Annotated in this window: 17 protein-coding genes; 3 read left to right on the top strand and 14 right to left on the bottom strand. The window is 38.8% G+C overall.

Features of this window, described 5'->3' with window-relative positions:
* Window positions 1–34: 34 nt before the first annotated feature.
* The 12 genes from ACJAT7_RS03950 to yegQ form a co-directional block, all read right to left on the bottom strand.
* The gene (locus ACJAT7_RS03950) at window positions 35–700 is read right to left on the bottom strand and encodes a Bax inhibitor-1/YccA family protein (RefSeq protein ID WP_415225495.1); all 666 of its coding nucleotides are present in this window, start codon (window positions 698–700) and stop codon (window positions 35–37) included.
* A 196-nt stretch (window positions 701–896) separates the two neighbouring features.
* Complete coding sequence (gene tpiA / locus ACJAT7_RS03945; protein WP_415225494.1) at window positions 897–1,649, bottom strand: triose-phosphate isomerase; 753 nt, start codon at window positions 1,647–1,649, stop codon at window positions 897–899.
* Between the two features lie 173 nt (window positions 1,650–1,822).
* On the bottom strand, window positions 1,823–2,752 hold the full coding sequence (ttcA, locus tag ACJAT7_RS03940) for a tRNA 2-thiocytidine(32) synthetase TtcA (protein WP_415225493.1): 930 nt from the start codon (window positions 2,750–2,752) through the stop codon (window positions 1,823–1,825).
* A 95-nt stretch (window positions 2,753–2,847) separates the two neighbouring features.
* Window positions 2,848–4,689: an EAL domain-containing protein gene (locus ACJAT7_RS03935; RefSeq protein ID WP_415225492.1), complete on the bottom strand. Its 1,842-nt coding sequence runs from the start codon at window positions 4,687–4,689 to the stop codon at window positions 2,848–2,850.
* A gap of 126 nt (window positions 4,690–4,815) precedes the next feature.
* Entirely contained in the window at window positions 4,816–5,595 is a 780-nt protein-coding gene (locus ACJAT7_RS03930) for an ATP-binding cassette domain-containing protein (RefSeq protein ID WP_415225491.1), read from the bottom strand.
* On the bottom strand, window positions 5,570–6,601 hold the full coding sequence (locus ACJAT7_RS03925) for an oligopeptide/dipeptide ABC transporter ATP-binding protein (protein WP_415225490.1): 1,032 nt from the start codon (window positions 6,599–6,601) through the stop codon (window positions 5,570–5,572). The genes ACJAT7_RS03930 and ACJAT7_RS03925 overlap by 26 nt, the downstream gene beginning before the upstream one ends.
* Window positions 6,601–7,485 (bottom strand): ABC transporter permease subunit, encoded by an 885-nt coding sequence (locus ACJAT7_RS03920; RefSeq protein ID WP_415225489.1) that lies wholly within the window; start codon window positions 7,483–7,485, stop codon window positions 6,601–6,603. The genes ACJAT7_RS03925 and ACJAT7_RS03920 overlap by 1 nt, the downstream gene beginning before the upstream one ends.
* On the bottom strand, window positions 7,475–8,437 hold the full coding sequence (locus tag ACJAT7_RS03915) for an ABC transporter permease subunit (protein ID WP_415225488.1): 963 nt from the start codon (window positions 8,435–8,437) through the stop codon (window positions 7,475–7,477). Before ACJAT7_RS03915 ends, ACJAT7_RS03920 begins: the two co-directional genes overlap by 11 nt.
* Before the next feature lies 1 nt (window position 8,438).
* A complete protein-coding gene (locus tag ACJAT7_RS03910; protein WP_415225487.1) occupies window positions 8,439–10,046 on the bottom strand; it encodes an ABC transporter substrate-binding protein in 1,608 nt (535 codons plus the stop codon).
* 72 nt (window positions 10,047–10,118) lie between these two features.
* A complete protein-coding gene (locus ACJAT7_RS03905; protein WP_415225486.1) occupies window positions 10,119–11,489 on the bottom strand; it encodes an MATE family efflux transporter in 1,371 nt (456 codons plus the stop codon).
* Between the two features lie 23 nt (window positions 11,490–11,512).
* Window positions 11,513–11,761 (bottom strand): YfhL family 4Fe-4S dicluster ferredoxin, encoded by a 249-nt coding sequence (locus ACJAT7_RS03900; protein ID WP_415225485.1) that lies wholly within the window; start codon window positions 11,759–11,761, stop codon window positions 11,513–11,515.
* Between the two features lie 2 nt (window positions 11,762–11,763).
* Window positions 11,764–13,110 (bottom strand): tRNA 5-hydroxyuridine modification protein YegQ, encoded by a 1,347-nt coding sequence (yegQ, locus tag ACJAT7_RS03895; RefSeq protein ID WP_415225518.1) that lies wholly within the window; start codon window positions 13,108–13,110, stop codon window positions 11,764–11,766.
* Between the two features lie 324 nt (window positions 13,111–13,434).
* On the opposite strand from yegQ, the gene proQ reads away from it, so the two are divergent.
* Both proQ and prc read left to right on the top strand, forming a co-directional pair.
* The gene (gene proQ / locus ACJAT7_RS03890) at window positions 13,435–14,061 is read left to right on the top strand and encodes an RNA chaperone ProQ (RefSeq protein WP_415225484.1); all 627 of its coding nucleotides are present in this window, start codon (window positions 13,435–13,437) and stop codon (window positions 14,059–14,061) included.
* Window positions 14,062–14,073: 12 nt separating this feature from the next.
* Complete coding sequence (gene prc, locus ACJAT7_RS03885) at window positions 14,074–16,062, top strand: carboxy terminal-processing peptidase (RefSeq protein WP_415225483.1); 1,989 nt, start codon at window positions 14,074–14,076, stop codon at window positions 16,060–16,062.
* 161 nt (window positions 16,063–16,223) lie between these two features.
* On the opposite strand, the gene ACJAT7_RS03880 is transcribed toward prc, so the two are convergent.
* Together ACJAT7_RS03880 and ACJAT7_RS03875 are read right to left on the bottom strand one after the other, a co-directional pair.
* Window positions 16,224–16,964, bottom strand: coding sequence for a UDP-2,3-diacylglucosamine diphosphatase (locus tag ACJAT7_RS03880; RefSeq protein ID WP_415225482.1), 741 nt, complete (start codon window positions 16,962–16,964; stop codon window positions 16,224–16,226).
* A gap of 5 nt (window positions 16,965–16,969) precedes the next feature.
* On the bottom strand, window positions 16,970–17,464 hold the full coding sequence (locus ACJAT7_RS03875) for a peptidylprolyl isomerase (RefSeq protein ID WP_415225481.1): 495 nt from the start codon (window positions 17,462–17,464) through the stop codon (window positions 16,970–16,972).
* Window positions 17,465–17,591: 127 nt separating this feature from the next.
* On the opposite strand from ACJAT7_RS03875, the gene cysS reads away from it, so the two are divergent.
* A partial coding sequence (gene cysS / locus ACJAT7_RS03870; RefSeq protein WP_415225480.1) for a cysteine--tRNA ligase occupies window positions 17,592–18,320 on the top strand: 729 nt, incomplete at its 3' end.

Below are 18,320 nucleotides of genomic sequence, written 5' to 3'. Positions count from 1 at the left end.
TATTGGATTTTATCGCTTAATAAGAGAGCGGTAATTAATCATCTAAAATATTCAGTAAAGCTAACAGGTGGATAAACATATTAAACAGATTTAAATAAAGCGATACAGTCGCGCGAATATAGTTAGTTTCGCCGCCATTAATAATGCGGCTGGTATCAAAGAGGATCAAACCGGACATAATTAGCACTACCACACTGCTGATCACGACCTGCATTAAAGGAATTTGTAAGAAGATATTTGCAACCATTGCAATAATAACAGCAATCATACCTGCCATTAAAAAGCCGCCCATAAATGAAAAGTCTTTACGGGATGTCAGTACATAGGCTGATAATGCAAAGAAGATAAGTGCTGTTGAGCCAAGGGCCTGCATAATAAGCGCTGTGCCATTTTCCATCGCTAAGTAATTATTGAGCATACTGCCCAATGATGCACCCAGCACACCGGTGAACATAAACACCCAGAATAAACCTTTGCTGGTATTGGCCGTTTTAGAAACGACAAATAACAGGCCAAATCCCACTAACATAAGGACTAATGAAGCGGTTGCTCCAATATTCATCATGGTGGATATGGTTGCTGTGAACGCAGAGAATGTCAGCGTCATAGCCAGTAAAATATAAGTGTTTTTAAGCACTTTGTTGATTGAGATAGAATTGCTTTGTGTTTGAGTTTGAGTCTTCAGCATTGGTGAATTCATAAGGCCTCCAGCATAATTATAAAAAAGATAATGACATATTATAGCACGGAGATTCTTTATCAAGACAATTTTTATTTAGCAGATAAATTAAATACCGGTATTTTCAGAGGGGAGTTTTGAGCTAATTGGATCTTTGCGGTAGTTAGAAGAAGAAAAAAAAGGCGCTTTAAAGCGCCTTTATATTTGTATCGAAAGCTTATTTAGCGCCTTCAATGATACCTACAAATTCTTCAATCATTAATGCTGCACCACCCACTAAACCACCGTCGATATCAGCTTGAGAAAACAGCTCTTTAGCGCTTGCCGCTTTAACACTGCCGCCGTAAAGGATTTGCACTTTTTCTGCTACAACTTTACTCTGTTCTGCTAACCAAGTACGGATATGTGCGTGAACGTCTTGAGCTTGCTCAGAAGTCGCAACTTTACCAGTACCGATAGCCCAAACAGGTTCATATGCAATAACACAATTTTCAAGTGCATCAATACCAGCCACATCAATTACAGCTTTAAGTTGAGTTTCAACAACGGTAGTTGTAACGTTAGTTTCACGCTCTTCAAGCGTTTCACCGATACATAATACAGGAATTAAACCGTGAGTTTGAATAGCAACAAATTTTGCAGCAACAACAGCATCTGTTTCGTTATGGTATTGACGACGCTCAGAGTGACCCACTAAGCTGTATTTAGCGCCAAATTCTTTAACCATTACTGGCGATGTTTCGCCAGTGTAAGCACCTTCTACATTTGTACTTACATCTTGAGCACCAAATTCAATGCTGTTATTCGCTACTAAGTTAGCAACTTGCTCGATAAAGATAGTTGGAGGACATACAGCAACTTCAACATTTGTTGCTGCGTCAGCAGCTGCTTCGATCCCTTTGATTAAAGTAGCTACTGATTCTTTAGTACCGTTTAATTTCCAGTTACCCATTACAAGAGGTGTTCTCATGCTTTTCTCCATTATATTAATTAAAATTATTAAAAAGTGCGTTGATTATAAATGACTATCTGTTCAAACCTATCAATTTTTTATAACAAATTGTAATTTTACCATTGTAAAAAACATTAAGCTGATCTAAAACAAGAGTGAGTGATTATTATTTATCTCATTTTATTAATCGTTTAAGTCAATTCTCTAATTTCCACTATTTTATCCTGACTGTAGAATTGTGATTCAATTGATATTGTTTCTTCGACAGCATGCTGCATCTCTTCTTTATCAAAAGCGATATCACCACCATCGATAATTCCTGAATCTTTGTTAATTGATTTAAAATCAAAAAGGTTCGTATCACAAAGATGAGAAGGTACCACATTCTGCATGGCTGTAAACATTGATTCTAATCGACCAGGAAATTTATCATCCCAATCATTAAGCATGTTTTTAGTTATTTGACGTTGCAGGTTTGGCTGGGAGCCACATAAGTTACATGGAATGATAGGGTACTTTTTCAGCTCGGCATATTGTTCAATCTCTTTCTCTTTGCAATAAGCAAGCGGGCGGATAACAACATGTTCGCCGGTATCAGAGACAAGTTTTGCAGGCATAGATTTTAGTTTGCCACCAAAAAACATATTTAGCATCATTGTTGCCAACATATCATCGCGATGATGGCCAAGCGCTATTTTGGTCGCTCCTAACTCCTTCGCAGTGCGGTATAAAATCCCGCGGCGTAAACGAGAGCATAAGCTGCAGGTGGTTTTACCTTCAGGTATCTTATCCTGCACTATGCTGTATGTATCTTCCTCAATAATTTTGTATTCAATGCCTAAGTTTTGTAAATATTCAGGCAAGATATGTTCGGGAAAACCGGGCTGTTTTTGATCTAGATTAATTGCAATTATTTCAAAATCGATTGGAGCAGCCGAACGCAATTCAATAAGGATATCGAGCATAGTAAAGCTATCTTTGCCGCCGGACAAGCAGACCATAACGCGGTCGCCGTCTTCAATCATATTGTAATCAGCTATAGCTTGTCCCGTTAACCTGCGTAACTTCTTATTGAGTTTTTTCAGGGTGAACAGCTCTTTTGTTGTAAGAATATCGGACATTGTTGCGCCTTGAATTTAACGTAGTTATTTTACTTGAGGCGCATTGTACAAAAAGATATTTTGAGATGCAAAGGCTCACAAGGTAAGCCGGCCATTTAAAAAGGGGTTGGACGGGCGATTAAGAAGCCTTGAACACCATCAATATACATATTTTCAAGAATCTGTTTTTGCTCTAAATGCTCTACACCTTCAGCAATAACAAGACAGTCCATGCGATGCGCAACGTCAATTATCATGCGTACAAATTGCTGATTTGCGCTGTCGCGTTCTATATGACTGATTAAGCTTGCATCAATTTTAACGAAATTGGGTCTAAGTTCTCTGAATAAACGAAAAGAGCCAATACCTTTACCAAAGTGGCAAATTGCAGATCGTGTTCCTGTACGTTTAAGCATATCAAAAATACGTTTGCTAGCAACAAGGTTGCTATCAAGTACTTCTTCGCGCATTTCAAAAATCAAACATGCCGCTATCTTGGGCTCCCGTAATAACAGTCGCTCCAACCAAACAATAAAGCCGCTATTTTGCATTGCTGAACTTGTTATATTAATTCCCCAATGACAGTTGTCATCGGTTTTATGACGACATTGGCTTACTAGCGTTTCTAAAATAAGTTGCTCAAGTTTAACGATCATATCAATGCGTTGTGCCATGGCAAAGATAGTACCCGTTGGGAACATCTGGTTATTATCACCGATGAAACGGGTGAAAATCTCATGGTACCCTTGCATATTTCGGTGTATTGCCTGGATCGGTTGGTGTAATAACATTAATGCTCTTTTAGAGATAATCGCTTCGATAATTTGACGCCAGTGTTGCTGCCCAAATAGGTTCGTATCCGCATCCTGTTGTTCAAAAGCCCAACTATTTACTTCGTCTGTTTGTGCTTTGGCTAAGGCCATATCGGTTCTGGCTAAGACTTGCTCTGGTAATTGTCCTGACGAAATTGCTGATATGCCGCTGTAAGCTATGCCGTCTAATTTATTTAGCGTTTGGTATTGATCAAACTCTGTTTTTAAATTTTTAGCTATGCGTTGTGCATCTGCGGGGCTCATTTCACGGGCGATAATCGAAAAATCTGAACCATTAATTCGATAAACAGAGAGAAATTTGCTTCGGCTTGTTACTTTGGTGAGTATATTGGCAATACTGACTATGTAGTCATCACCTTGTTGATAACCCAGCTGTGAGTTAATTGCATTTAATTCAGTAGCGCGGATTATAAATAATATGGCATGTTTTGGTCCGTTCTCTGTGCTGAGTATATCTAACAATTCCTTACGGAATGCATGACGGTTATTAAGCTGGGTAAGATTATCCATATTAACTTGCTGCGCAAGTATTGAGATCTGCTTTTCCTGATCTTGTAAGGTGTGTTGAAATGATTGTTTCTGCTCATGTAACCGCTGTGAAACTTTGCTAAATGGGCTTACTGGCGAGTCTTCATTAGATATTTCATTAAGAAGTGTTGTTTCAATACGTTTAAATAAACGGAAATAAATAAGATGGATAAGTGCTGATGTAATCATTAACAGCATATAAATTGATAAAATAACTTTTTCTAACAGGGTCAATAACTGACTGTTTTTCGCTTTAAATTCAATTGATTGATGGCCATTTCTTGATATGAGGATCGTTGATGAAACAGGTAATAAATAAGCCAATATATTTGCTTGCTCTGCTTGGTAGATTAGCGGGGTTGCTAGTTCAGCGTTGCTTACTTTTATATAACTGAATAAGTCAGACTGTGCAAGTTGACTTAGCTGAGTAACATTAGTTATGACTGGCAAATCGCGCAAATCAGGCTTTTGCAAGATGGACTCTTGATGCTGGAACAAAAGCGTATTAAAAATAAATTTCACCGCACAAGTAAGCAAAATTGCGAATAATAAGATAAGAAAGTTACTTGCCCAAAAACTTTTTTTATAATTGTCCATCGAAATTCACCCTCATAATTTAATTACGTTTGACGGTTATACGCAGTTCCATGCTTTTTGGTCATTTCTAAATATACATGTTAGCAAATTAATCACTTTGTTAACAATGAATTAAATCGTATATTGCTATTTTCTATAATCTGGTTGATGGCTTTGTAAAAGGTTTTTCGTGTAGCTTGCCTGAGGGGCATTGAATATCTCTTCTGTACTATTATTTTCAACAATTAATCCATTATGCATCACAATTACATGATCGCTCATATGACGAACTAAATTCATATTGTGTGCAACAAATATATAACTGGTGCCTTTTTTCTCTTGTATATCTAATAGTAGGTTAACTATTTTAAATCGCAGTGATATATCTAACGTTGCTAAGATTTCATCTGCGATAACGATATCTGGATTCAAAATAAGGGCACGTGCCAATGCGACTTTATGCTGCTGCATACTTGAAAGCATATTTGGATAAAAAGAGAGGTAGTCAGGCAATAAACCAACCAGATCCAGGGTTTCTTGGATCTGTTGTTTAATTTTATCTGCGCTGAAATCGGTATTCAGTTCAAGTGGAGCCGCTAATATTCGACCGATTGTCACTTTGGGGTTAAGTGAGTTACCTGGATCTTGAAATATCATGCGAATAGATTTGCATCTTTGTTGTTGAGAGAGGTTAGATAGTGGTTGGCCTTTTATATATATATCCCCGGAGCTGGGCTCAATCAGCCCTGCAATAATTTGCACTAATGTACTTTTTCCTGAGCCACTTTCCCCGACAATAGATAATGTTTCTCCCTGCGATAGGGCAAAGCTGATCGGGCCAAGTGGCTGTCTGAAACCCGATGATAAAAATCGAGCACTACGTTTGTAGTTTTTACATAAATTACTTACGTTGAGAAGTGTTTGCATTTAATTTCTCATATGCTGTTGGAAAGTGGCAACTGACTATGTGCCCTTTGAATTTTAACGGTTCTGGATTTATTACGCAGGTTTTTTGCGCGCGCGGACATCTTGGTCCTAAACGGCAGCCTATTGGCAACTGGTTTGCTGACGGGATGTTACCTGGCAGCGTATATAATTGACTCTTATGCGGAATACTGTCATCGAAATCCAGTATTGTTTTAATCATAGCTTCTGTGTAAGGGTGCATTGGACGTTTTATTATTTGCTTGTAACTACCTGACTCAACAGTTTGACCGCAATAAATCAGCGTGATGTAGTCGGATAAGTTACTGATACTGCCAAAATTATTACTTAATAATAAAATCGTTGTATTGTGCAGTTGGTTTAATTTGTAAAGTAAGCGGAATATTTGTTCACGGGTGACCGCTTCCATTGCATTGGTTGGTTCATCGGCAATGATTAGCCTTGCATTATTGGCAATGGCCATTGCTATCATCACCTTCTGGCAAACGCCTTCGGAGAGTTCATGGGGGTAACTTGCTAAAACACTCTGGTCATTTTGAATGCCCACTTTATGTAATAGCTCTTTTATTTTTTGTTGTGCCGATGGCTCAGGGGTGCGTTTTATTTTGTTTAAAAAACGTCTTCGGACCGATACGGATGGCAATACTTCTTTAATTTGTGGAAATATTTTCTTACTTGGATCCAGGTATGATCTGGGGTGCTGAAATATCATTGCAATTTCTTTACCCATAATTTTACGACGACGACTTGATGATAGCTTGGTTAAATCTGTTGCCCCTAAAAACATGCGGTCTGCAGTCACCGTCCAACTGGCATTATGTAAACCTAAAATAGCTTTAGCTATCAGACTCTTACCCGATCCTGACTCGCCGACTAAACCATGAATAGAACCATCAATAATGGTTAATGATGCTTTATCAACAACACGGACCTTACCTTGGGCTGTAGTAATGTCGATGCTCAAATTACGTATATCTAGTAACGCCATTATTCTTCCTCTCCTTCAATAACCGCATGGCGTAATCCTTCTGAAAACAGATTAAAAATCAAAATAATGATAAAAATTGTAATACCAGGAAATAAAACAAGCCAGGGTGATGAAAAGATAAGTTCGATGCTGTTTGCAATTAACGCCCCTAATTCAACATCCAAGAATTGAGTACCGAAACCTAAATATCCAAGCGTCGAAATCTCTAATATTGCAATCGTAAAAATACGATTTAATAAGGCGATAATTGGCTCTACAATATTTGGAAATATGCCAAAACGCAACAGACGTATATTGGTTGCACCGTCAAGGCGTAACGCGACGATATACTGTTTGTGTAATTCATTTTCAATCGCAATATAGATTCCGCGTATAAATTGTGGCAATAGCGAGAGAGATACTGCAATTAAACAGTTTTTATAGCTAGGGCCAAACATAACAATCAGAATAAGTGCAGTCAGTAATGTTGGAATAATTAAAAGTGCGTCGAGAAGGTGGTGCAGGATACTCGCTTTTATACCTTTAGTTAATGCCGCTGCGGCCCCTATTATTGTCCCCAAGATGGCAACGGTTATCGATATTAATAGTGCGCCGCCAAGGGTCAATTGAATGCCATGAATTAAACGAATTAACGAATCTCGGCCTAAATCATCAGTGCCTAAAATGTGGGCTGTGCTGCCACCCTCAAACCAATACGGCGGCAGTAATAGCTGTACATCTGTTGCAGCATGAGGCGCAATGAAATCAGCAAACAGAGCAACCAATACAAGTATCAGAGAAGCCCACATAGCTGCAACTGCGATTTTTTTCTTTTTAAATATTGACCAGGTATATTGCAAGGGTGATTGTATTTTCTCCTCATTAAATTCGTTATTAATCAGCATATAAAGATTTCCGTTTGAGTGGTGATAATATCATCAGCAATATATCGATAATAATACTGGACAGCAAAATGGCGCCAGAAATAATCAGAACGGCAGCAGGTAGCGCGAGGTAATTGCCCTCTTTAATGCTGCTCAGCAGCCAGACTCCCGCGCCCTGTAAGGAGAAAACAATTTCTATCACCATCGCAAAGGAGATGATTGTGCTTAATTGTAATCTTAATTGATGAATAATTGGCGGTATTGCATTTTTTAGAACATGGCGCAGAATAATTTGTGGATTACTTAGGCCGTTGGCGTATGCCGCTTTTATATAATTACTTTTCATCACCACAGTGATCGAGTGGCGAGTTAAGCGAATAATCTCTGCGCTCAGGAAGAATGATAAGACAGCTGCAGGCAGAATAAGATGGGCCAGGCGGTTGAAAAAAGCATCTAATTGATAGATATCGCTAGCCAGTAGCGAGTCAATAAGCATAAAACCAGATATTACGGGCACTTCAAAGATGGGACTGATCCCTCCATCAATAGGCAAAGAGAGTCCTACCCACCGGGGTAACATTGTGGTAATAATCGCAAGCCAGAAAACGGGTAATGCAAGACCGACGAGTGCAACGGACATGATCGAATAATCAAGCAGACTATTACGTTTTAGACCTGCGAATATACCAAGCGGTATGCCGATAATAGTGGCTGTGATAAATGCAATAAAGCACAGCTCAAGGGTTGAGGCAAAGGCGGTTAACCCGCTGCTTAGGATGGGTTGCTGGTCAATGGTAGATAATCCCCATTCGCCTTGTAAAATAGAGGACATATATTGACCATACTGAACAATGTAATTTACATCTGTTGCTGCATTGCTGTTTGACCAGTGGGTCACTATAAATGCGATAACGGTCAGGATAAAGGCATTAATAGATAATAAGTTGAGACGACGAAACAGATAATTAAGCATATTAATGGGCTTCTATTTTTCTGACATTTTGAAAATCTATTCCGGTTAACGGATTAACCAATAATCCGGATATATTTTGATTAAATACATCGATTCGAAGTAGATGGGCAATAGGGTAATAGGGGCGTTCTTGTTGAATTATTTCTTGTAGCTTATGGTAATTTATAACACGTTTAGCAAAGTTAGATTCTAATAAACTTGAGTCTAATAAATGCTGTACTTTTTTACTGCACCATTGACTGCTGTTGCCTTGTAATATACTGGAGTCGCAACTTAGTAAGGGCCTGAACAAACTGTCGGGATCATCAACATGCACATTAACACCCGTCAAATAAGTGTCGTAATGAGCAGACGCTAAACGTCTTTTAAGTTTAGAATGGGATAAAGGTATAATTTTACTTTTCACCCCAATCGCGAATAAGTTTGCTTTAATTAACTCAGCCGTTTTCTTGAAATTGGGATTGAAAAAGTCGTTTTCACTCGGGATCAGAATGGAGATGATTCTGCTGAAATTAAAATTATTTTTTTCGAGCATATTTTTAGCCAATTCTGGACTGTACTGCAGTTCATCAGATATTGGATTATATGCCCAAGAGCGTTTTGCTAATAATCCATTTGTTACGATAGCACTTTGGGGGAAAATGGCATTGATAATCCTTTTTTGATCAATTGCATAACTTAATGCACGTCTAATTTCTTTCTGATCAAATGGCTTTTGCAAACTGTTAAATGACCATAATGCAATATTTTTTGTTGTTTTAGTACTCGTAATCAGACGGGGGTTGGCAAGTATAGTATTTAATTGGCTTGGTGCTGGTGAGGTGATTACATCACATTCACCCGATAATAATTTTGAGTGACGTTTGGTATTATTACCTGTTACATCAAAAATAAGATTTTTAATAGTAGGGCTTCCCTGCCAATAAGTCGCATGAGATAGATAGCGAATAATACCCGTTCTCTTGTCCGCATTTTTAAATTTATAGGGGCCTGTGCCAATAGGATAAAAATCAATCTTTTCTGGGGTGCCACTAGCCAAAAGGTTTTGTGCATACTCCTTAGAAAGAATTACCCCATAGTGAGCGGCTAAATGGGCCAGTAGCGTGACATCCGGTTTATTTAAAATAAACTTTACCTTGTAGTCATCGATTTTGACGATATCAGCCACTAAATTTGTAAAGGAATGGTTAAAAAAATAGTTATCAGTTATACGGTTTGTGGCGTGAAAAGGCTGTTCTTTATTTATCATGCGCTGAAAACTAAAAATAAGATCGTCTGCATTGAAATTGCGAGTCGGAGTAAAATAATCTGTCTGTTGGAAAGTAACATCTTTACGCAAGAAAAAAGTAAAGCTTAATTTATCGTCACTTTGTTGCCAGTGTGTTGCCAAATCCGGTATAAAACCGTCGTTGATAGGATCTATTTTCACTAAACGATTATATAGTTGATGTGTGGTTGCATCTAACGTTGAAATATCGTGGCTGATTTGTGGATTAAATGATTGCGGATAATTCGCTGAGCAGTAGATCAAGCTATCGGTAATAGCTGATTCATTTTTGTAACAACCGCTTAATAGCAGCGTAATGGTTAAAGCAAATAAAAGGCGCATGGCGAAATCAATAACTCCATTTGATATGAGTGTAATTCATTTTCTTATGTAGAGTAATAATATACATGATTATTACTCTCTTCGATCAATAAGTTGAAGCTTTATCGCTTTACCAGCTAACTCTTGCTGGCAGATATTTATTATTTTTCGGGTTAATAGTAATGCTATAACGCCAAAAAAAATAGTGCCGGCCGCCTGGCCGTATAAAATACCGGGAGCTTGATAATAGTATGCGCCTAGGGTAACAAATGGAACTGTACCCAGCGTCATTTTACCTATATTTAACAGGGTTGCATATTTTGCATATCCCAAGTTATTTAAAAAGGCCATAGCCACAAATGTTATGCCTGTAAAAATAAAGGTTATCGAGATGTACTGGCAAAAAACTCGTATAATTTCAGCCGTCTTATTTTCTGCACCAAACAGATCTACCACAACATTTTGCCCCATAGAGAGTAGAAGTGATATAACTAATGTGTAGCTAATAATAAATTTAATTGACTGATTTAAAACCTCTTTAACACGAGAAAACTGTAATGCTCCGTAATTTTGTCCAATAATAGGACCCAGCGCACCTGAAAGAGCAAACATCACTGCAAACATAACTGGAATTAAACGGCCAATAATTGCCCATCCTGCAATGTATTCACTGCCAAACTTTGCAACCTCATAAGTCACGTACAAGTTTCCTAATGGGGTAGCGATTTGCGTTGCTATAGCAGGAAAAGCAATAGCAGTGATTGCTTTCGTATCTTGCCAGAAATTGGCTGATTGTAATCGCGCAAACATTTTATATTTAAAGAATACAAAATAGAAACCGATTGCCAGCACAGTGCAACGAGCAGCAACTGAAGCGATTGCGGCACCTTTAAGATCCATTTCAAATACAAATATAAGGAGTGGATCGAGCAGGGCATTGATCAGACTCCCGCCGACTGTTGCATACATAGCATGTTTTGCATCCCCTAAACTACGTAAAGTAGCGCCCATCTGCATCGCTAATGCCAGAATAGGTGAGGAGGGTAAAATTATTCTTAGATAGAGCGTCGCCTCTCGCAGCTCTTCACCCTGAGCGCCGATCTGGCTTAATATTTCGGGGGTAAACCAGTACAATAGCAGTGCAACGAAGGTGCTGAAAATAAAAGCATAAAAAGAGATATGGGATACCTGTTTTCGTGCTTGTTGCTGGTTATGTTCGCCTATCGATTTAGCTACGCTGGCACTATTGACTGTGACTAGGCCAATACAGATGGAAGTCGTGAAAAATAGAACTGCACTGGCATAACCAACCGCAGCGGTTAGTGCGGAATTGCCCAATAAACTTATAAAATAGATATCAGCTAAGTCAACCATAAACAGCGCACTAAGCCCTAAGGCATTAGTCGCTGACATAGTAATAACATGCTTGATTATTGACCCGTGTAAAAATTTAGCTTGTGTCATCTGTTACCTGAATATTAGATTCACTAGCTGCAGTGTATTTCAGCAAACTTATCTAATAACTGCTCTTCACTTTCAATATGGTCGGGATCAATAATAATGCAATTAATCGGACAGACGTTGATACAGGTCGGCTGTTCATAAAAACCAACACATTCAGTACACAAAACAGGATCAATTTCATAAATTTCTGCACCGAAGGTGATTGCTTCATTGGGACATTCCGGATCACACATATCGCAATTGATGCAGTTATCTTTTATTAATAGCGCCATCTTTATTTATTGTGCGGGTTGCGTGTGTTTGCACCCGATTGTAGGTTGCGCATTAACAAACCATGGCTCAGATCAATCTCTTTCGGCACGGGCATATAAAGTATATGGCCTGAGCCGGGCGCTACATCTACAAGCTCGCCTTTGCGTGTTTGCAGTTGTTCTAATGTAAAGTTCACATTACCGCGTGGTGTCATAAGTTCAAGTTTATCGCCCACTAAAAATTTATTTTTAACGGTAACTTCTGCTAAACCATTTTCATTTCGGCCGGTCATTTCACCAACAAATTGCTGTGTTTCACTGATTGAATAGCCGTAATCATAGTTCTGGTATTGATCATGTGTATGACGGCTTAAAAAGCCTTCAGTGTAGCCACGGTGAGCAAGGTTTTCTAACGTCCCCATCAGTGATGGATCAAAAGGGCGGCCTGCAATAGCGTCATCCATTCCTTTCCGGTATACCTGGGCGGTGCGTGCGCAGTAATAGAAACTTTTGGTACGACCTTCAATTTTAAGGGATTGCACCCCAATTTTTAATAAGCGCTCTACATGTTGAATGGCACGTAAATCTTTTGAATTCATTATATAAGTACCGTGCTCATCTTCAAATGCCGGCATATATTCGTCAGGTCGGCCTTGCTCTTGTAATAAGAACAGTTGATCGCTTGGTTTTCCTAGTCCGAGTGTCGGATCCGGACGTTCTATAGCAACGATATCACCGGTTTCATTTTCTTTCGCTTCATGTGCATCATATTTCCAGCGACATGAGTTAGTGCAGGTTCCTTGGTTAGGATCGCGTTTATTAATATAACCGGATAATAAGCAGCGGCCGGAATAAGCCATACAGAGCGCACCGTGAACAAAAACTTCAATTTCTATATCAGGGCAGTGCTGGCGGATATCTTCAATCTCATCGAGCGATAATTCACGTGATAAAATAACCCGTTCGATGCCTTGTTTTTCCCAGAACTTAACACTCGCCCAGTTAACGGCATTGGCCTGCACACTGAGGTGCACTGGCATATCAGGAAACGCATCGCGTACCATCATAATTAAACCGGGATCCGACATGATTACTGCATCCGGTTTTAAATCAATAACAGGTTTCATATCACGCAGGAATGTTTTTAATTTTGAATTATGAGGTTGGATATTGCAGACCACATAAAGTTTTTTACCTTGTGCATGAGCCTCATCAATACCGATTTTCAATTTTTCAATATTAAATTCATTATTGCGTACACGGAGTGAATAACGTGGTTGCCCGGCATAAACCGCATCTGCGCCATAGGCAAATGCATAACGCATATTTTTAAGTGTGCCGGCGGGCGAAAGTAGTTCTGGAGTCATTATTTCTCTCTTCTGATATCAAGTCAGGGCAATACGCTTGCGAATTTTGATTGAATTTATTTTCAATAGATTAATTATCGCTGCATTGCAGGGGCGCAAAGTTTACTTGTTTTTGCATAAAAGGGATAGTATCCACATTAATTGTTAGGGTATATATTGATAAATAAGAAGATAATTGGTCATCCACCTCGCTAAAACAGTGCGCAAAGAGAAATTAAGTTTCACATTTGATTGACGCAGCTCTATAATGTGTCAATATTTTTAAATTGAAATGATTTAACAGATCATCTTACCGTCTGACGACAGGCATTAACAATTAGGTTTTACATGGATATCACTGAAAAATTTACAAGCAACAAACAAATAATCACCTTCCTGACTGAGCAGTTCCCTTTATGTTTCACAGCAGCAAAAACTGAAGCTAAACCATTAAAAATTGGAATATTCCAAGAGCTTGCAGCACGTTTAGAAAATGAAGAGCGGGTCAGTAAAACGCAACTTCGCAGCGCTTTGCGCCAATACACCTTAAGCTGGCGCTACCTTCACTGTATTAAACAGTCGGTAAAACGTGTTGATCTTGATGGTATTGAAGGGGATGAAGTTTCAGCAGAGCATGCAGAGCATGCTTTAAAAACCTTAAAAGAGAGTAAAGATAAGGCGTTTGCAAATAAGAAAAAACCATCCGCAGCAGAAGCGGCGCCTAAACGCGCGGTAAAAAAGGTAACTGTACCTAATCGTACCAGTAAGCCTGTTGCCAAAAAAGAGAAAAGCGAAGACTTAAGTAAGTATAAAGAAGCGATTCACGCGGAACTTAAGCTTAAGCAGCCTGTCAAAGTTGTTTTAGGGCAATCTCCTGTTGCAGGTGTTGTCGTTGGAATTATGAAGGAAGATATCCAGGTACAGCTTGACTCAGGGATGACAGTAAAAATTAAAGCTAAACACCTCATTGTATAAAAAGGTACATTAATGAATAAATTTTTTCGCCATGTTTTAGTTGTCGCCAGTACATTATATATTGGTATCACTTTTGCTGCTGGTTTTGATGTAAAAGATATTCCGCAACTTGCGCAGCAAGCTCAGCATGCCAAAGTGGCGAAAAGAGTGAGCGATCTGTTTAGTCGCTCTCATTATAAGTATGTTTCTCTGAATGATGCGCTCTCACAAAAAGTGTTTGCGCGTTATATCGAACAGCTTGATTATAATAAGCAAATTTTCATGCAGAGTGATATTGACTCTCTAAAAGTCTATCAATCTTCTTTTGATGATAATTTGAAATCAGGTCAGCTTGATCCTGCCTATTTTATTTACCAGCTAAATCTGACCCGTCGTTATGAGCGTTACAGTTATGCATTGTCACTTTTAAATGCTGAAATTAAATTTGATAAAAAAGATCAATATCAGTTTGATCGAAGTGAAGCGGCTTGGGCTGTGGATCGTAAAGCGCTTGATATACTTTGGCAGAAAAAAGTTAAATCGGATGCATTAATACTTAAATTAGATGGGAAAAAATGGCCGGAAATTAAAGAGCAGCTTACAAAAAGATATAATATTGCAATTAAACACTTAGTGCAGACAGAAAGTGAGGATGTATTTCAGAGCTTTATGAATGCGTATTCTCGTTCCATTGAGCCCCATACCAGTTACCTTTCAGCAAGAAATGCTGAACGTTTTAATATGGAAATGAATTTGTCATTAGAAGGTATAGGCGCAGTTCTACAACTTGAAGATGACTATACAGTGGTACGGAGTTTGGTACCGGGCGGCCCTGCGGAGCAGTCTAAGCAAATTTTTAAAAATGATAAAATTATTGGTGTTGGCCAAGAGGGTGGTAAGGTTATAGACGTTATCGGCTGGCGTTTAGATGATATTGTAGACTTAATCAAAGGTCCGAAAGGCACCAAAGTTCAGTTACAAATTCTTTCAGGTAAAGCGGATGCTAAAAACCACGTTATAGAGATTGTAAGAGAGCAGATTCATCTTGAAGATCGTGAGGCAAAATCATCCATTGAGACAATCAAGGGTAAAAAAATTGGTGTGATCACCATACCGAGTTTTTACATGAAATTAAGCGAAGATGTTGATAAAGAACTGGCGCTATTAGCAAAAGATAATATCGAAGGGGTAATTATCGATTTGCGCAATAATGGTGGTGGCGCGCTCAGTGAAGCAACATTATTAACGGGGCTGTTTATTCCATCCGGGCCGGTCGTGCAAGTGCGTGATAGTCGCAATCAGATTCTAGTTCATGAAGATGAAAACAAATCGGTAAGCTATGGCGGGCCGTTAACTGTTTTAATCAATCGCAATAGTGCTTCTGCCTCTGAGATTTTCGCCGCTGCTTTACAAGATTATGGGCGTGCAATCGTTATCGGAGAACAAAGTTACGGTAAAGGTACTGTACAGCAACACCGTCGTATTTCCCGATTTTATGATAACGATGCAGAAAGTATCGGCTCTGTTCAATATACAATAGCTAAATTCTATCGTATCAATGGCGGCAGTACGCAACATAAAGGTGTGGTGCCTGACATTGTCTTTCCCAGTGCAATTGACCACCAAGATACCGGAGAAAGTTTAGAAAAAAATGCATTGCCATGGGACAATATCAAATCCGCTGATTACCAATTTACCCATAATCTGCAGGAATCCATTGCTAAACTGACGTTGAAACATGAGATGCGTATTAAAAATGAAATTGAGTTCACTTATCTGCTTGATGATATTGAACAATATCGCAAAGAAAAAGATGATACCGTTATTTCGCTTAATGAAGCGGAGCGTCTGAAATTACGTGAAAAAAATGAGCAACATGCTCTGCAGCGTAGTAATGAGCGTTTACAGCGCGCAGGTTTAGATAAGATAAAATCAATTGATGATTTTCCGGATGATTTTGAACCGCTTGATGCATTCTTAATTGAAGCGGCATCAATCACACTAGATTACGCTAAATTATAAATTTGCTACTCTAGTGCATACTATTAAGACCGACTGCTTATGAGTCGGTCTTTTTTTGTCTCTATTTTAAGGTTGAAAATTTCAAGGTAAGTGTTGAAACAGCAGCGCAAGCTGATTGAACTGGCTTTAATCAAAACGGGTGTTTTTTAAAGCGGCTTCAATTACGCAGAGTAATAGTCAATGGGACGAATTATCAGCTCGATGTTATTTTTTTGCGCTTCGATAAAACTAAAATTTGCAGACCAATCACCGACATCGAAACGCCGCGCAGGTTTGCCTGATAGTTCAAACTGATGTTCTGCAACTTGATGAGTGTGACCGTGGATTAAAGTGGCTGTTTGATGTTTTTCCATCAAACGTAACACTTCGCTTTGTGTCACCGCCATTATATTTTTGTCTTTATATACTTTTTTTGACTGACTGGCAGAGCGGATTTTCCAACCTATTTTTTTACGGACAGACAGGGGCATTAAATTAAAGATAAATTGTAATAAAGGATTATGGATCACCGAACGCATTTTTTGGTAGTTTTTATCCGCTAAACAGAGCGTGTCACCGTGCATGACCAATACATTTTCACCATAAAGATCAATTTCGCAGTGTTCCCGCAGTAATTGCATGGAAGCCTGTTGTGCATAATTTTTACCAATCATAAAATCACGGTTTCCGTGAAGATAGTAAATCTTGGCTTGGTTGACTTTTGCATAAGCAGTAAGTCGTTTAGCGACTTCATCCATTAATGGCGTATGCTCGTCATCGCCAATCCAGACCTCAAATAGGTCGCCTAAAATATACAAGGCATCGACATCTTTCGCGTCATTTTGCAAAAACGAAAAGAAAGCCTCACTTATTTTAGGGTGCTGTTCACTCAGGTGAAGATCGGCGATGAAGAGAGTACGCATGCGGGTTATTCTACCGTTACGCTGGTGATAACAACATCTTCAAGCGGCACGTCTTGATGTACAAAACCAAAGTTACCCGTTGCAACATTTTTAATTTTATCAACAATTTCTTTGCCTTCAACTACTTCTGCGAAGACACAGTAGCCCCAACCATCAGTAGTTTCTGATTTAAAGTCTAAGAATTTATTGTCACTAATATTAATAAAGAATTGCGCAGATGCTGAATGTGGTTCCATTGTGCGCGCCATTGCGACAGAGTATTTTTTGTTTGACAGACCATTGTTGGCTTCATTTTTAATCGGTTTACGGGTCTCTTTTTCTTCCATGCCAGATGCAAAACCGCCACCTTGAACCATAAAACCGTCGATAATACGGTGAAAAATTGTATTGTCGTAATGGCCTGATTGCGCATATTTAATAAAGTTAGCCACTGTGTTAGGTGCCTTCTCTTCGTTTAAAGCAAGTTTAATATCACCGAAATTTGTATGTAAAGTAACCATTATAAGGTCCTGTATGAGTAAAAAAACAATATCATACATCAACATCTTAATTGGTGAAATACAAAGGGTGAATTTGTCTTATTAGCAGGTTAGAATAAGGCTTTTATAGTTAGGAACTGAAAGCCGCATGTTAAAAATTTACAACACATTGACACGACAAAAAGAACAATTCAAACCGCTTATTCCAGGCAAAATAGGTATGTACGTGTGTGGTGTGACTATCTATGATTATTGTCATATTGGCCATGCAAGAACTTTTGTGGCTTTTGATACGGTTGCCCGTTATTTGCGATTTAGCGGTTATTCGCTTAATTTCATTCGTAATATTACCGATGTCGACGACAAGATAATTAAACGTGCTAATAAAAACAATGAGAGTTGTGAGCAATTAACGGCACGTTTTACTGACGCTATGCATGCTGATTTTGATGCCTTAAATATGCTACGCCCAGATTTAGAGCCTCGGGTGACTGATCATATGGCTGAAGTTATCGCTATGATTGAAACATTAATCAACAAAAAACATGCTTACATTGCTGAAAATGGTGATGTGCTATTTTCGGTTGAAAGCTTTGCTGACTATGGGCAACTTAGCGGACAGAATTTAGAGATGCTGCAAGCAGGCTCCCGCGTTGAAGTTGAAGAGAGCAAACATAACCCACTTGATTTTGTTTTATGGAAAATGTCCAAAGAAAATGAACCTTTTTGGACCTCTCCATGGGGTAATGGACGACCTGGTTGGCATATCGAATGTTCAGCAATGAATAACAAACATCTTGGTGAGGTTTTTGATATTCACGGTGGCGGTTCAGATCTTTCTTTTCCTCATCATGAAAACGAAATAGCGCAATCTTGC

Origin of the sequence: Psychromonas sp., from assembly GCF_047632995.1 — a bacterium.
GTDB lineage: Bacteria > Pseudomonadota > Gammaproteobacteria > Enterobacterales > Psychromonadaceae > Psychromonas.
This window is presented reverse-complemented; position numbering and strand designations above follow the sequence as displayed.

What these genes read in the sequence shown, in the direction of transcription:
- ACJAT7_RS03950 (WP_415225495.1), bottom strand. Translation starts at nt 700, where the DNA reads ATGAATTCACCAATGCTGAAGACTCAAACTCAAACACAAAGCAATTCT.
- tpiA (WP_415225494.1), bottom strand. Translation starts at nt 1,649, where the DNA reads ATGAGAACACCTCTTGTAATGGGTAACTGGAAATTAAACGGTACTAAA.
- ttcA (WP_415225493.1), bottom strand. Translation starts at nt 2,752, where the DNA reads ATGTCCGATATTCTTACAACAAAAGAGCTGTTCACCCTGAAAAAACTC.
- ACJAT7_RS03935 (WP_415225492.1), bottom strand. Translation starts at nt 4,689, where the DNA reads ATGGACAATTATAAAAAAAGTTTTTGGGCAAGTAACTTTCTTATCTTA.
- ACJAT7_RS03930 (WP_415225491.1), bottom strand. Translation starts at nt 5,595, where the DNA reads ATGCAAACACTTCTCAACGTAAGTAATTTATGTAAAAACTACAAACGT.
- ACJAT7_RS03925 (WP_415225490.1), bottom strand. Translation starts at nt 6,601, where the DNA reads ATGGCGTTACTAGATATACGTAATTTGAGCATCGACATTACTACAGCC.
- ACJAT7_RS03920 (WP_415225489.1), bottom strand. Translation starts at nt 7,485, where the DNA reads ATGCTGATTAATAACGAATTTAATGAGGAGAAAATACAATCACCCTTG.
- ACJAT7_RS03915 (WP_415225488.1), bottom strand. Translation starts at nt 8,437, where the DNA reads ATGCTTAATTATCTGTTTCGTCGTCTCAACTTATTATCTATTAATGCC.
- ACJAT7_RS03910 (WP_415225487.1), bottom strand. Translation starts at nt 10,046, where the DNA reads ATGCGCCTTTTATTTGCTTTAACCATTACGCTGCTATTAAGCGGTTGT.
- ACJAT7_RS03905 (WP_415225486.1), bottom strand. Translation starts at nt 11,489, where the DNA reads ATGACACAAGCTAAATTTTTACACGGGTCAATAATCAAGCATGTTATT.
- ACJAT7_RS03900 (WP_415225485.1), bottom strand. Translation starts at nt 11,761, where the DNA reads ATGGCGCTATTAATAAAAGATAACTGCATCAATTGCGATATGTGTGAT.
- proQ (WP_415225484.1), top strand. Translation starts at nt 13,435, where the DNA reads ATGGATATCACTGAAAAATTTACAAGCAACAAACAAATAATCACCTTC.
- prc (WP_415225483.1), top strand. Translation starts at nt 14,074, where the DNA reads ATGAATAAATTTTTTCGCCATGTTTTAGTTGTCGCCAGTACATTATAT.
- ACJAT7_RS03880 (WP_415225482.1), bottom strand. Translation starts at nt 16,964, where the DNA reads ATGCGTACTCTCTTCATCGCCGATCTTCACCTGAGTGAACAGCACCCT.
- ACJAT7_RS03875 (WP_415225481.1), bottom strand. Translation starts at nt 17,464, where the DNA reads ATGGTTACTTTACATACAAATTTCGGTGATATTAAACTTGCTTTAAAC.